The sequence below is a fragment of the Microbacterium sp. No. 7 genome (assembly GCF_001314225.1).
GTDB lineage: Bacteria > Actinomycetota > Actinomycetes > Actinomycetales > Microbacteriaceae > Microbacterium.
In genome coordinates this window covers 3,570,164-3,583,347 of the sequence record NZ_CP012697.1, presented here as the reverse complement: position 1 = coordinate 3,583,347, position 13,184 = coordinate 3,570,164, and the positions used below count along the sequence as shown (strand labels likewise).

Below are 13,184 nucleotides of genomic sequence, written 5' to 3'. Positions count from 1 at the left end.
GTTTCGATACGCCGCCTGCGGCGGCTACTCAACCAGCGGGGGTGTGTGGCGCGGGTGTGGATGCGGGTTGTGGGTGCATCCACTCCCGCTGGTCGAGTGCTCGCGGCGGAGCCGCGAGTGTATCGAGACCCTTGCCGCGGTCCGTTAGACGGGTTTCGATACGCCGCCTGCGGCGGCTACTCAACCAGCGGGGGTGTGTGCGGGTGCGTGCGGGCGCGGGTGTGGGTTGCGGTGCGTCCGGTCCCGCTGGTCGAGTGCTCGCGGCGAAGCCGCGAGTGTATCGAGACCCCTCCCACGGCCCGTTACACGGGTTTCGATACGCCGCCTTCGGCGGCTACTCAACCAGCGGGGTGGGTGCAGCGGTAGCGCTGGCGGTCGGGCCAGCGTGGGTCGCGGGGGGCTGCGTCGACGGTGAACCCGAGGGCGCGGTAGAAGTCCACGGCGTCGTCGTCGGTCTCGGCGACGAGGGGGATGCCGGGGCGCGCGCCGCGCACGGCATCCACGAGCCGGGTGCCGAGGCCCTCGCCGCGATGCCGGGCGTCGACCGCGATGTACTCCAGCACGATCCGCTGCGGCGTTGCGGCCGACGCGGCGAACGCGACGACCTCGTCGGCGACGACGCCGATGACGTCGAGCTCCGGCAGCTCCGTGTCGCGGATGCGGCGCAGGGCCCCGGCATCCACGCCCGCGGCCTCGTGCAGCAGCATCCAGAAGGCCGGGCTCTCGATCTCTTCGCGGGTGAGCGGGCGCAGGGTCATCCGCCGAGCGTACCCGCCCGGTCAGTGGTCGTTCAGCACGGCCCACGAGATCAGGCTGTCGAGGCGCCTGACGTCGACGCCCCGCGCGAGCTTCACCTTGATGTGCCCCGCCTTCGTCCACAGCTCGAGCTCGGAGTTCCAGTCGAGGGTGCCGGCGTTCTCGGACGACCACATCAGGATGGAGCTGTACGGCAGCGAGTAGATCTCCACCTTCTTGCCCGTCATGCCCTGCGCGTCGCGCACGATGAGGCGCCTCGTGGTGAACGTGGCCGAGTCGCGGAAGGTCTTGAACGCGGCGACGGCCTGCTCGCCCTGGGCGAGCAGCGACTGCACGTCGGCCGGGATCGGGATCTCCTGCTGGAGGGTCCAGTTGAGGATGGCGGTCGTCTCCATGGCGGGTCCTGTCTTTCTCGTCTGTCTCGTCGGGTCCGGCGGCGTCAGTCGTTCAGATGGGCGATCGCGTAGTCGGCCTCCTCCTGCGTGAACTTCTCGCCGTACTCGCTCGTGAGCTGGTCGCGGATCGCCTCGGGCGACATCGACAGGCCGCTCTGGTAGACCTTCGCCTTGGCGAGGGCGTTCGCGTTCCAGTCGGCGGTCATGGTGTCCACCGCGTACTGCGCCGCCTCGGGCGAGAACTTGTCGCCGTACTCCGAGGTGAGCTGGTCGTAGATGCCCTGCTTGCTCATGTGCATGAGCCGCGAGTAGGTCTCGGCCTTGGTGAGCGCCGAGACGTACTCGGCGGGGACCGCGGGCTCCTCTGCCGCGGGCTCCTCCCCGACGGCGGGCTCTTCGGCGGTCGGCTCCGCGGCGGGCGTGCGTTCTCCGTCGCCTTCGCTCCCGCCTTCGCCCTCGCCCTCTGCGGACGCGACCGCCGCAGGCCGCTCGTCGGCATCGTCCGCGCCGCCGGTCACGATGCCGTTGACGACGCCGATCAGCACCAGCACGCCCATGACGATCCAGGCGATCTTCTTGTGCTGCTCGTACCCCGCCAGCGTGTTCCCCCGCATGTCGCGCGCGGCGCCCGCCAGCACCAGGATCAGGTCGACGATCATCCAGATGCCCAGCCCGCCGAGCGTCACGAGCTTCAGGGCGCCCGTGACGTACTTGCCGAGGTAGAACCGGTCGGCGCCGAAGACGCCGAGCAGCAGCGCGAGCAGCCACGTGACGAGGAACGACTTGTCGCCCGCGGGCGGCTTCGGCGCGGATGCCGGCGAGGCCGGGAACGGCGAGCCCGCCAGCGGAGCGGGCGCCGCGCCCGGCACGGGCGAGGGCGGAGGGGGAGGGGTCTGGCCGGCGTTGTCGAAGCTCATGGTGTCCTCTGGCTGGTGATTCCGGGTGGTGATTCCGGGCGGTGATTCTGATCGGTGGTCCGGTGGCGGATGCCGTCAGCGTGGCATCCGGCCGGGGCGGGACGGATCGGCAGCTCGGCCGGATCCGCCTCCGCCGTTCGGGGGAGGGAGGTCGCGCCGGGCGGCGGGGGCCGGATGTCGGCGGCGGGCAATACGCTCGGGATGTGGAACCCTCGGCGACGCCTCCGCCCCTGTGGCGCCGGCTCTGGATCGCGGCGCCCGTCGCAGTGGTGCTCTTCGTCGTCGGCGTCCTGATCGACATGCTCGGGATCATCAACGTCCCGGGTCTCGCCGTGCTCCCCGAGACCTCGGAGGGGAGCGCCACGGTCACGAGGCTCGGCGTCGGCGTCGTGCTGCTCCTCGTCGCCGCGTGGACGAGCGTGTTCTGGCGTGAGCGGCATCCGATCGTCGTGCTGATCGCGGGCGCCGTGCTCGCCGCGATCGGCGTCTCGTACCTGCTCCTGCTCGTCGGCGCGGTCGCTTATGCGTCGCGCCGGCCGCGACCGTGGGCCGTGTCGGGGGCGGTCGCCGCTGCCGTCCTCCTGTTCGCGGTCCGTGAGGCGACGACGTCATGGGGAGCGGCGCTGCCCTGGCTGCTCGCCCGGGAGGTCGGCACGCCGCGCGAGCCCGCGTGGATCGTGGCATCCTTCGTCTGCGCGGTCGCGTCGATGGCGATCGCCGCGGGCGTCGTGTTCGGCGCGCGGGCGCGGCACCGGGCCCGGCTGAGCGACGTGCGCGCGGAGCAGGAGCACCGGCGCGTCGACGAGCTCACGGAGCAGATGGTGCGCCAGGCCGAGCGCGAGCGGATCGCGCGCGACATGCACGACGCGCTCGCGCACCGGCTGTCGGTCGTGTCGCTGCATGCGGGCGCCCTCGAGGCGGCGGCCGCGTCGTCGGGCGCCGACGCCGGAGAGATCGCGCGCACCGTGCGGGAGCAGACGCACGCCGCGCTGCAGGACATGCGCGGGCTCATCGGCGACCTGCGCAGCGGCCCGGCCGACGCGTCGCCGCCGACCATCCGGGGCGTGCGGACGCTGCTCGCCGGCCTGCGGACCGGAGGCACGCCGATCACCTCGTACGTGATGCTCGAGGCTCCCGAGCGTGCGAGCACGCAGCTCGACAGCGCGGTGCACCGCATCGTGCAGGAGGCCCTGACGAACGCGATCAAGCACGCGCCGAGGGCGCCGATCGACGTGCACGTCGAGGTCGACCCGCGCAGCGGGGCCCGGATCCGGGTCGTCAACCCGCTGCTCCCGGACGCGTCGCCGGCGGTGCCGGGCGGGGGTCACGGCACGCTGGGGATCCGCGAGAGGGCCGCGGCGCTCGATGGGACGGCGTGGATCGGGGTGCACGACGGCACCTTCATCGTCGACGTGACGCTGCCCTGGCAGGAGCGCGAGCAGGGCGTCGATATGCTCGGTGCGTGACCTCCGCCGACGATCGACCGCTGTTGCGCGTGCTGCTCGTCGACGACGAACCGCTCATCCGCAGCGGGTTCCGTTACGTGCTGAGCGCCGATCCGGGGATCGAGATCGTCGGCGAGGCGGGCGACGGCGCCGCCGCGATCGAGCTCGTCCGCCGGCACGCCCCTGACGTGGTGCTGATGGACGTGCGGATGCCGGGGATGGGTGGCGTCGAGGCGACCGCCGCGATCCTCGCGCAGTCGAGCGCCCGCGTGCTCGCGATGACGAGCATCGACTCCGAGGATCAGCTGCTGCGGATGCTCGAGGCGGGCGCGAGCGGATACCTGCTCAAGGACGAGGCGCCCGCACGCATCGTCGAGGCGGTGCGGCGCACGGCCGACGGCGACGCGGTGATGTCGAGCCCGAGCGTGCGCCAGCTCATCCGCCGCGCCGTGGAGAGCGACGCGGGCGCCGCGCGCCGCGCGGCCGCAGCGCTCGTCGCGGCGCTCACGGAGCGCGAGCGGCAGGTCGCCGAGGGCGTCGCGCGGGGCGAGACGAACCAGCAGATCGGCGCGGCGCTGCACATCTCCGCCGGCACCGTGAAGACCCATCTCGAGCAGGTCTTCGTCAAGCTCGGCGCCCGCAACCGCGTGCAGGTGGGCGTCACCCTGGAGCGCTCGGGCCTGGCCTCCGGCCGGTTCTGACCGGGTCCGGCCGGGCCCGGCCGGTTCTGACCGGGTCTGGCCGGTTCTGACCGGCAGAGCCGCCTCTGAGTGCTGCCGCCTCTGCCTCGCCCGCCGTTCACAATTCAGGAAGAACCGGGCGGATGCGGCGGTTTCCGGCATCCGGCGTGCGGTTCTCCTGAGTTGTGAACGCTCGTGGGGGCGTCGGGCTGTGAGCGGTTTGCGCGTTCACGCCGGGCTGCGCGCCTCGCCGCGCCGAGGCGCCGTCGGCGATCGGCGCCGCGTCGTGTTCACAATTCAGGAAGAACGGGGCGGATGCCGCGGTTTCCGGCATCCGCCGTGCGGTCTTCCTGAATTGTGAACGCTCGTGCGTGCGCGACAGTGCGTGCGGACGGGAACAGCGGGCGTGTGCGACGCACGGATGGTGCGTGCGAGACCGGAGGTCGGGATCGCGGCGGGCGGCACCGCCCGACGGCCTGGTGGGGGTGCCCAGGAGACATATGACACGACAGCAAGACGCCTCAGCGGCGATACGCCTCCGGAACCACCGGCTTCGCGCGGCGCAGGGCGGCGAGGATCGCGCGGCCGACCAGCACGATGCCGATCACCGTCGTGACGGCGCGGAGGGTGTCCCAGCCGGCGGTCGAGGTGACGAGCGAGTACACGAGGAAGTTCGCGAGGTTCTCGCCGATCGAACCGCCGGGCACGTACGAGATGCTCGTGTCGCTGCCGACGGCGAACGGCCAGAACCACATGTTCATGATGAGGCCGAACACGTACGAGGCGACGACGCCGTAGGCGCAGAGCATGACGATCTCCGGCCAGCCGCGCACGCGGCGGGGGAGCAGTCCCGCGCCCGCGCCGACCCAGCCGCACGCGAACATCTGGAACGGCAGCCACGGACCGACACCGCCCCACACGAGCGCGGAGAGAGCGATGGATGCCGCACCCAGCAGCAGCCCGAACCGCGCGCCGAAGGCGCGGCCCACGAGGATGAGCAGCACGAACAGGGCCTCGACCCCGCCCACGCCCGTGCTCGCGATGCGGATGGCCGCGCCGATCGCCGCGAGCACCGCGAGCAGGGCGAGCGTGTGCGCCGATCGCACCGATCGGTCGAGCGCCGCGATCACCAGCACGGCGGCCATCGGCGCGAGCGACAGCGCGATGTACGGCACGGCGGCCTGCGCCTGTGCCGGCACCGCCGAGGCGACGAGCGGCCACAGGAACGCCGCGGCGGCCGCGAGGTTCGCCGCGACGAGGGCGAGGGAGCGGGACAGCGTGGCGCCGCGGGGCGTGCTCCTGCTCGCGGTGCGGACCGCGCGCGAGGGTGCACGCCGCACGTCGGCGCCCGGAGCGGTCGCCGTGCGCGTGCCGGCATCGCGCTCCGGTGTCCGCTCGAGCGCCGGAGCGGGGCGCGTCGGCACGGGAAGCGCCGATGCGGGAAGGACGGATGCCGGGAGCGCGGCCGGCGACGTCGAGGGCTCTGCGGCGGGCGGCCGCGATGCCGACGGGTCGGCCGCGCACAGGCGTCCGGCATGCATCGGCAGCTCGCGGTCGCAGAGGGCCGCGGCGAACGTCCTGTCGTGCGTCGCGAGCAGCACGGCCGTGCCCTCCGCCGCCTGCGCGGCGATCGCTCCGGCGACGAGGGCACGCGCGCGGGGGTCGAGGCCGCGCGTCGGCTCGTCGATCAGCAGCGCGCGCGGGCGGTGCGCCGTCTGCAGCGCGATCGCGAGGCAGCGCCGCTCGCCCGCCGACAGATCGCGGGGATGCCGCGTGAGCAGCGCACGCGCGGCATCCCCGCCCGGGACGAGGCCGACGAGGGCGGCGAACCGGTCGGCCGTGCGAGCGGTCTCGGGCGAGGCGCCGTACGGCTGGGCGCGGCCGGCGGCGGCCGGCAGGGGCGCGCCCGGACGGGCCGCAGCGGCGTTCGTCGCCGCGGGGGTCACGGCATCCGGCATCCTGACATCCGGTGTCGCGGCGTCCGGCAGGTTCGCGCCCCGATGGGCCGCTGGGACGGCATCCGGCACGGTCGTATCCGCGCCTTCCGTCGCGCCGGCCTCCCGGCGGTCGTCGTGCCGCGCGCGGTCTTTCGCGGCTCGACGGTCGGCGGCGCGGCACTCGGCGGCCACGGTGTCGCGCACGAAGAGGTCGTCGGAGACGTCGGGCACGAGCGCGACGGCGCGCCGTCCTCCGTCGCGCGCGAGCGTCGTGAGCAGCGTCGACTTGCCCGCGCCGTTCGGGCCGGTCAGCGCCACGATCTCGCCCGCCGACAGACGCAGCTCGGCGTCGTCGACCGCGACGCGGTCGCCGTGCCGCACCGTGACGCCGGATGCCGCCAGCGCCGGCCCGCCCATAGGCACGGGCCCGTTCGCCCATCCGCCCGCCGCCCGGCTCTCCCGCACCGCCTCGAGGAGCAGGTCGTCACCCGAGCCCGGCTCCGCAGCGCTGTCGCCCGCCGCACGCCCGCCGGTCACAGCCCCGTCCGCGACGCGCACCACGACGTCGGCGACGGGGGCGAACTCGGCGATGCGGTGCTCCGCGACCACGACGCACGCGCCGCCCTGTGCGAGCTCCGCGAGCAGCGCGACGATGCGACGGCGGGCCGCGACGTCGAGGTCGGCGAGCGGCTCGTCCACGAGCAGCAGCGCGGGGCCGTCGACGATCGCGGCGGCGATCGCGACGAGCACGGCCTCGCCCGCCGACAGCTCCCGGATGCGCCGGTCGACGAGGTGCGCGATGCCCACCCGCTGGGCGACCGCGCGCACGCGATCGTGCCGGACGGATGCCGCGAGCCCGCGCAGCTCGAGGGCGAGGCCGATCTCGTGCGCGACGGTCTCGGCGACGAACGCCTCGCGCGGCTGCTGCAGCACGACGCCGACGGTGCGGGCCGTCTCACGCGGCGGCGTCGTCGCGCGGTCTCGTCCGGCGACGCGCACGAGACCATCGAGACGGCCGCCGTCCACGTGCGAGTGCAGGCCGCTGAGGGCGCGCAGCACCGTCGTCTTGCCCGAGCCGGTCGCGCCCGCGAGCAGCACGAGGGTCCCGGCATCCAGTCGCAGCGCGTCGATCCGCAGCGCCGCACCCGCGAACCCCACGCGCGCCCCGTCGCACACCACGATGCCCCCCGCGCCGAGCCAACCTCCGCTCGCCGAGTCAATCCCCGGGCGGCGCGTATCGAGGATTGACTCGGCGAACGGGGATTGGCTCGCCGGTGCCGGTGCCGGTGCCGGTGCCGGTGCCGGTGCCGGTGCGGGTGCGGGTGCGGGTGCGGGTGGGGATGCGGGTGGGTGCGGGCTGGCGGGGGAGTGCGCGGCGCCGTACCCGCGCACCTCCAGCGAGGCGGCGACGGCGGTGGCGCGCTCCAGGGTGCGCTCGAGCACGGGGGCGAGCACGCGCACGCCCGCGCGCTCGCCGCGCAGGTGCCGGGCGAGGCGCGCGGCGCGCACGGCGTCCGCGAGCGCGGGCAGCGTCGCCCAGGCGACCGAAAGTGCGCGGGCGACGCCCTGCAGCGGCCCGCGTCCCGCGGCGCGCGCGAGCAGCGCCGGCAGATCGAGCACGGCGTTCAGCAGCCCGAACGCGAGGATCGTCAGGGCGATCGGCAGCGCGCTGAGCGCGGCCGCCCACAGCCCGTCGAGCGTCGCGGGCCCGAGCATCCGCACGTGCCCGAACGGCGGCGGCAGGCGCAACAGGGGCAGCGGCAGCACCACGGCGCCCGCGCCGTCGGCGCCGTGGAAGAGGACGCGGTAGACGACCCGGACCGCGATGAAGCCGACGGCGAGCGCCGCCGCCGACCTCAGCGGCCCGGGCCGGAGCCTCACGAGGCGGGCGCGGCGGGCTCGCCGTTCAGCGAGAAGAGCAGCTCGAGGCTGTCACCGGGGTCGAGGTCGAGCGTCGAGAGCCCCTCCTGGGCGTAGTCCCACTCGCCGCCCGCCGGCTTGACCCACAGCGACCAGTAGGCGAACGCGGCCGGCATGGCGGCGCACTCCTCGACGTAGTCGCCGCCCTCGGGGTTCGGCAGCTTCTGGTCGGCGGCGGGCACGCCGTCGACGCGGCAGACGACCTGGTCGCCGTACTCCTCGGTGCCCTCCGTCGTCACGCCCGCGAGGCTGAGCACGTCGGATGCCGCGATCGTGTCGTCCGTGGGGATGCACCACTGCTCGGGCGCGGCGTCGATCGCCGAGGCGTCGACCGAGAGGGTCACGCCCTCGGCGTCGGCGCACGCGCCCTCGCTCACGCCGCTGCCGGCCGTGTCGTCGGCGGGCGCCTCCGAGGGGCTGCACGCGGTGAGCGAGAGGAGCAGGGCCGCCGCGGCGGCCAGGGGGAGGAGTCGCGTCATGGTCACGGTTCCAGGGTAGGGGGTCGCCGGGAGCGGGCCGGCGGGGTCGGGTAGCGTGAACGCGTGGTGAAGAAGCGAGTGACGCTGCCAGGCTAGACGTCGCCCTCGCCCCAGCGCCCGAGCGCGACGATCGCCTCGCGCAGGGCGAGCCCGCGATCGGTCAGCGCGTAGGCCCGGGTGTTGTGCCGGAGGGGCAGACGCGACAGCACGCCGGCCGCCTCGAGCTCGCGCAGGCGGGTCGCGAGGATGTTCGTCGGCACCCCGAGGTCGCGCTGCAGATCGCCGTACCGCTGGGGCCCGTCGAGCAGACGCTCCACGATGAGCAGGGCCCACCGCGCCCCGACGACGTCGAGGGCCGCGGGGAGGCCGCTCACGCGGTCGTGTCGGCGTCCGGCTTCATCCAGAACGGCGAGTAGTGATAGCCGTCGGGATCGTCGAACTGGCGCTGATACATGAAGGGGTAGTCGTCGGTGTCGCCGATCCGCCCGCCGGCGGCGCCGGCGCGCTCGACGAGATCGTCGACCGCCTCGCGGCTGCCGAGGTCGAACGAGACCGTGACCTTCGAAGGGGTGTCGGGCCCGCCGACCAGCTCTTCGACGCCGCCGACGCTCGCGTACATCTCGCGGCTGCCGAGCATGACGTACTGCTCGGGCGCGATCGCGAAGCAGGACACGTTCTGGTCGGACATCTCGGCGTTGAGCGTCCAGCCGAGAGCGGTGTAGAAGGCGGTCGCGCGCTCGACGCTCTCGACGGGGCAGGTGATGAAGAGGCTCATGCGGGCAATGCTTGCAAAATACAAGTGCGGTGTCAACGATCCGGCTGCGCCTCGGCCGCGCCGTGCCGACAGAGAGCTGTCGTCTTCGGATCGGCAAGCGGCGGGCGGCATCCCTCCCCGGCATCCTCTCGCCCGTCGGCCCGCCCGGCCGGTTCGCCCTAGGCTGGCGGCATGGTCTCTGAACTGTTCGATCCCGCCGAATGGATGCCGGCGCCGGGCGCCGACGCCTACACCGACATCACGGCGCACGTCTCGACCGACGGGCGGATCGCCCGCATCGCCTTCGACCGTCCGGAGGTGCGCAACGCGTTCCGGCCGCACACCGTCGACGAGCTGTACCGTGCGCTCGACACGGCGCGGCAGGACCCGCGCATCGGCGTCGTGCTGCTCACGGGCAACGGGCCGAGCCCCAAGGACGGCGGCTGGGCGTTCTGCTCGGGCGGCGACCAGCGCATCCGCGGCCGCGACGGCTACAAGTACAGTGAGTCGGAGACGACGGTCGAGAACCCGGCGCGTGCGGGGCGCCTGCACATCCTCGAGGTACAGCGGCTCATCCGGTTCATGCCGAAGGTCGTCATCGCGGTCGTGCCGGGCTGGGCGGCCGGCGGCGGGCACTCGCTGCACGTCGTGTGCGACCTGACCATCGCCTCGGTCGAGCACGGCCGGTTCAAGCAGACCGACGCCGACGTCGGCTCGTTCGACGCCGGGTACGGCTCGGCGTACATGGCGCGGCAGGTAGGGCAGAAGCTCGCGCGCGAGGTGTTCTTCCTGGCCGAGGAGTACTCCGCGCAGCGCGGCTACGAGATGGGCACGGTCAACCGGGCCGTGCCGCACGCCGAGCTCGAGCGCGAGGCGATCGCGATGGCCCGCACGATCCTCGGCAAGTCGCCCACGGCGATCCGCATGCTGAAGTTCGCGTTCAACGCGATCGACGACGGGCTCGTGGGCCAGCAGATCTTCGCGGGCGAGGCGACCCGCCTCGCCTACGGCACCGACGAGGCCGTCGAGGGGCGCGACTCGTTCCTGCAGAAGCGCGATCCCGACTGGTCGTCGTTCCCGTATCACTACTGACCCGGCGCAGCGGCGCCCGAACTCCTCCAATTCGAGCGCCGCGCACCGCGAAACGCCCGTTTCGGCCTGGTTTGCTGAGAAAAGTGAGGAGTTCGGGAGGCGATGAGGCTCGAACCCGTCGACGGCGGCGACGCGCGCGCCGTGCTGCGCGCGCTCCGGGGCGCCGTGCTCGGCGCCGGCCCCGCGATCGCGCTGGGTGCGGCATCCGGTCCGCGTGTCGCACTGCCCGCGGAGATGCCCGCGGGCACGGCGCTCGTCGTCACGACGTCGGGCTCGACGGGCTACCCCAAGTCGGTCGTGCTGAGCCGCTCGGCGCTCACCTCGTCGGCGCTTGCGACGGCCGCGCGCCTCGGCGAGGGCGCATGGCTGCTCGCCCTGCCGGCGCACTACATCGCCGGCGCCCAGGTGCTCGTGCGCTCGCTCATCGCGGGACGCGAGCCCGCGATGCTGTCGGGCTCGTTCTCGGCGCAGGCGTTCGCCGCGGCCGCGCACGGCATGGCGTCGAGCGTGGGCGGCACCCGCGTGCCGACCTACACGTCGCTCGTGCCGGCGCAGGTGCAGATGCTGCTGGATGCCGGGGAGCACGCCGCGCTCGCCTCGTTCGAGGCCGTGCTCGTGGGCGGCCAGGCGCTCGCGCCCGCGCTCGCCGAGCGAGCCGCCGCGGCGGGCGCCCGGCTCGTCCGCACGTACGGATCGAGCGAGACCGCGGGCGGCTGCGTCTACGACGGCGTGCCGCTCGACGGCGTCCGTGTGCGCGTCGTCGACGGCGAGGTGCAGCTGTCGGGGCCCATGCTCGCGGAGGGATACCTCGCGGAGCCGGAGCGCACGGCATCCGTCTTCGTCGACGACGGGGGAGCCCGCTGGTACCGCACGGGGGACGGCGGCAGCTTCGACGGCATCCTGCGCATCACGGGACGGCTCGACAACGTGATCGTGTCGGGCGGCATCAACGTGTCGCTCGACCGCGTCGAGCAGACGGTGCGCGCCGTGGCGGGGTTCGAGAGCGCGGTCGTCGTGCCCGTGGCCGACGAGCGCTGGGGCGAGGCGTCGGTCGTCGTCGCGCCGCGCGCGGGGGTGCCTGACGCCGATGCCGCGCTGGCCGCCCTGCGCGACGCCGTCGGGGCCGCGCTGGGCGCTCCCGCCCGGCCCGCCCGCCTCGTGCTCGTGGAGGCCGTCCCGCTGCTGCCGAGCGGCAAGCCCGACCGGCAGGCTCTGCGAGCCCGCGTACGCGGCGAGGGCGGGGCGTAGGGGCGGGACGACGGGCCGGCGCGGTGGCTTGGCGTTTGTCCGGCGCGGCCAGGGTCCGGTGCGTCCCGCGGGGTGGCGAAGCGCGGACTCGCCGCGGCGCGCACCGTTCACAACTCAGGAGAACAGCACGCCGGATGCCGGACTCCGTGGCATCCGCCCGGTTCTTCCTGAGTCGTGCACGCTTCCTGAGCTGTGCGCGGTCGCTCGGCTAGCATCGGGGCGTGGCAGCCACCCGACCCAAGAAGCGCAAGTCCCCGAGCGGAAAGCCTCAGAGCGGCAAGTCCGGCCGCCCGCGCGGCAATCCGCAGAAGCGTCCCGCCGCCGCGCCGCCCGAGCCCGCGCGGCTCGGCGACTGGATCGGCGCCGCGCGCCTGCGCACGCTGCCGCTGGCGATCGCGCCCGTGCTCATCGGCACCGGTGCGGCGCTGCTCGTCGACCGGGCGCTGCACTGGGTCATCGCCCTCGCGTGCCTCGTGGTGGCCCTCGCGCTGCAGATCGGGGTGAACTTCGCGAACGACTACTCCGACGGCATCCGCGGCACCGACGACTTCCGCGTGGGCCCGCAGCGCCTCACCGCCTCGCGCAAGGCGTCGCCGCGCGCCGTGCTCACGGCGGCGCTCGTGTTCTTCGGCGTCGCCGCGGTCGCGGGCCTCGCGATCGTCGTCCGCACGCAGCACTGGTGGATGCTGGCGGTCGGTACCGCGTGCATCGTCGCCGCGTGGTTCTACACGGGCGGCAAGCGTCCCTATGGCTACGCGGGCCTCGGCGAGCTGTTCGTGTTCGTCTTCTTCGGGCTCGTCGCGACGGTCGGCACGACGTTCGTGCAGGTCGGCTACGTGCCGCAGGAGTCGTGGTTCGGCGGCGTCGCCGTGGGCCTGCTCGCGGTCGCCGTGCTGCTCGCGAACAACCTGCGCGACGTCGAGCAGGACCGCGCGGCCGGCAAGCGCACGCTCTCCGTGCGCATCGGCGCGCGCGGCACCCAGGTGCTGTTCACGGTGATCGTGCTCGTGCCGTTCGTGATCCTCGCGCTGTTCGCGCTGTTCTATCCGCGGGCGTGGGTCGGCATGCTCACGCTCATCCCGCTCGCCGCCGCGACGCTCATCGTGTGGACGTTCCGCCAGCCGCGCGAGCTGGTCGTCGCCCTGAGCCTCACGTCGCTGTCGGCCCTCGCCTACGCCGCGTTCGTGTTCTGGGCCTTCGCCGCGTAGGAGCGGGCGACCGGCTGGATGCCGGTGACGCCGCCGGCCGCGGCATCCTCAGGCAGTGGGCGGTTGTGGCCGCCTCGGCCGCCGGCATCCGGCATCCACTGTCCACGACTTCGGGGCGCGCGAAAGCAGTGGGCGCTCGTCGTCGGGTCGCGCGTCGCGAGGCGACGAGAACTGCCCACGATCGTGGGGGCGGGATCGATCGGGCACGGGGCAACCGGGCGCATACCCACCGGCCGCCGGACCCACCGGCCGCCGGACCCACCGGGCGCCGGACCGGCCGGGCATGAACTGACCGATCGGGTGACGATGGCGTGCGGGATCGCCCAGGTATGGGGTGGCCGCGCGCCGCCACC

At 74.0% G+C, this 13,184-nt stretch carries 12 protein-coding genes; 5 read left to right on the top strand and 7 right to left on the bottom strand.

Annotated features, from left to right (window positions below; genetic code table 11):
• Window positions 1-338 precede the first annotated feature (338 nt).
• Genes AOA12_RS16660 through AOA12_RS16650 form a run of 3 tightly spaced genes read right to left on the bottom strand, consistent with a single transcriptional unit; the run spans window position 339 to window position 2,068 of the window.
• Window positions 339-758, bottom strand: coding sequence for a GNAT family N-acetyltransferase (locus AOA12_RS16660; protein ID WP_054685310.1), 420 nt, complete (start codon window positions 756-758; stop codon window positions 339-341).
• Window positions 759-779: 21 nt separating this feature from the next.
• Window positions 780-1,151: a PH domain-containing protein gene (locus AOA12_RS16655; RefSeq protein ID WP_054685307.1), complete on the bottom strand. Its 372-nt coding sequence runs from the start codon at window positions 1,149-1,151 to the stop codon at window positions 780-782.
• A 44-nt stretch (window positions 1,152-1,195) separates the two neighbouring features.
• On the bottom strand, window positions 1,196-2,068 hold the full coding sequence (locus AOA12_RS16650) for an Ltp family lipoprotein (protein ID WP_082406334.1): 873 nt from the start codon (window positions 2,066-2,068) through the stop codon (window positions 1,196-1,198).
• A gap of 203 nt (window positions 2,069-2,271) precedes the next feature.
• Between AOA12_RS16650 and AOA12_RS16645 the strand changes: the two genes are divergently transcribed.
• Window positions 2,272-3,534: a sensor histidine kinase gene (locus AOA12_RS16645; RefSeq protein WP_054685305.1), complete on the top strand. Its 1,263-nt coding sequence runs from the start codon at window positions 2,272-2,274 to the stop codon at window positions 3,532-3,534.
• Window positions 3,531-4,214 (top strand): response regulator, encoded by a 684-nt coding sequence (locus AOA12_RS16640; protein ID WP_231637106.1) that lies wholly within the window; start codon window positions 3,531-3,533, stop codon window positions 4,212-4,214. Before AOA12_RS16645 ends, AOA12_RS16640 begins: the two co-directional genes overlap by 4 nt.
• 500 nt (window positions 4,215-4,714) lie before the next feature.
• Here the strand turns inward: AOA12_RS16640 and AOA12_RS16635 are convergent, their stop codons facing one another.
• From AOA12_RS16635 to AOA12_RS16620, 4 genes are all read right to left on the bottom strand, one after another.
• Window positions 4,715-8,011, bottom strand: a complete 3,297-nt coding sequence (locus tag AOA12_RS16635) for an ATP-binding cassette domain-containing protein (RefSeq protein ID WP_054685302.1) — start codon at window positions 8,009-8,011, stop codon at window positions 4,715-4,717.
• Complete coding sequence (locus tag AOA12_RS16630) at window positions 8,008-8,529, bottom strand: hypothetical protein (protein WP_054685299.1); 522 nt, start codon at window positions 8,527-8,529, stop codon at window positions 8,008-8,010. The genes AOA12_RS16635 and AOA12_RS16630 overlap by 4 nt, the downstream gene beginning before the upstream one ends.
• A gap of 92 nt (window positions 8,530-8,621) precedes the next feature.
• Window positions 8,622-8,903, bottom strand: a complete 282-nt coding sequence (locus tag AOA12_RS16625) for a winged helix-turn-helix transcriptional regulator (protein ID WP_054685296.1) — start codon at window positions 8,901-8,903, stop codon at window positions 8,622-8,624.
• The gene (locus tag AOA12_RS16620) at window positions 8,900-9,304 is read right to left on the bottom strand and encodes a VOC family protein (RefSeq protein WP_054685294.1); all 405 of its coding nucleotides are present in this window, start codon (window positions 9,302-9,304) and stop codon (window positions 8,900-8,902) included. The genes AOA12_RS16625 and AOA12_RS16620 overlap by 4 nt, the downstream gene beginning before the upstream one ends.
• Window positions 9,305-9,475: 171 nt before the next feature.
• On the opposite strand from AOA12_RS16620, the gene AOA12_RS16615 reads away from it, so the two are divergent.
• From AOA12_RS16615 to AOA12_RS16605, 3 genes are all read left to right on the top strand, one after another.
• Complete coding sequence (locus tag AOA12_RS16615; RefSeq protein ID WP_054685291.1) at window positions 9,476-10,375, top strand: 1,4-dihydroxy-2-naphthoyl-CoA synthase; 900 nt, start codon at window positions 9,476-9,478, stop codon at window positions 10,373-10,375.
• A gap of 102 nt (window positions 10,376-10,477) precedes the next feature.
• A complete protein-coding gene (locus AOA12_RS16610) occupies window positions 10,478-11,623 on the top strand; it encodes an AMP-binding protein (protein ID WP_054685288.1) in 1,146 nt (381 codons plus the stop codon).
• Between the two features lie 221 nt (window positions 11,624-11,844).
• Entirely contained in the window at window positions 11,845-12,831 is a 987-nt protein-coding gene (locus tag AOA12_RS16605) for a 1,4-dihydroxy-2-naphthoate polyprenyltransferase (RefSeq protein ID WP_054685284.1), read from the top strand.
• Window positions 12,832-13,184 lie beyond the last annotated feature (353 nt).

Coding starts and splice junctions, on each gene's coding strand:
- AOA12_RS16655 (WP_054685307.1), bottom strand. CDS start 1,151: ATGGAGACGACCGCCATCCTCAACTGGACCCTCCAGCAGGAGATCCCG.
- AOA12_RS16620 (WP_054685294.1), bottom strand. CDS start 9,304: ATGAGCCTCTTCATCACCTGCCCCGTCGAGAGCGTCGAGCGCGCGACC.
- AOA12_RS16650 (WP_082406334.1), bottom strand. CDS start 2,068: ATGAGCTTCGACAACGCCGGCCAGACCCCTCCCCCTCCGCCCTCGCCC.
- AOA12_RS16610 (WP_054685288.1), top strand. CDS start 10,478: ATGAGGCTCGAACCCGTCGACGGCGGCGACGCGCGCGCCGTGCTGCGC.
- AOA12_RS16660 (WP_054685310.1), bottom strand. CDS start 758: ATGACCCTGCGCCCGCTCACCCGCGAAGAGATCGAGAGCCCGGCCTTC.
- AOA12_RS16615 (WP_054685291.1), top strand. CDS start 9,476: ATGGTCTCTGAACTGTTCGATCCCGCCGAATGGATGCCGGCGCCGGGC.
- AOA12_RS16630 (WP_054685299.1), bottom strand. CDS start 8,529: ATGACGCGACTCCTCCCCCTGGCCGCCGCGGCGGCCCTGCTCCTCTCG.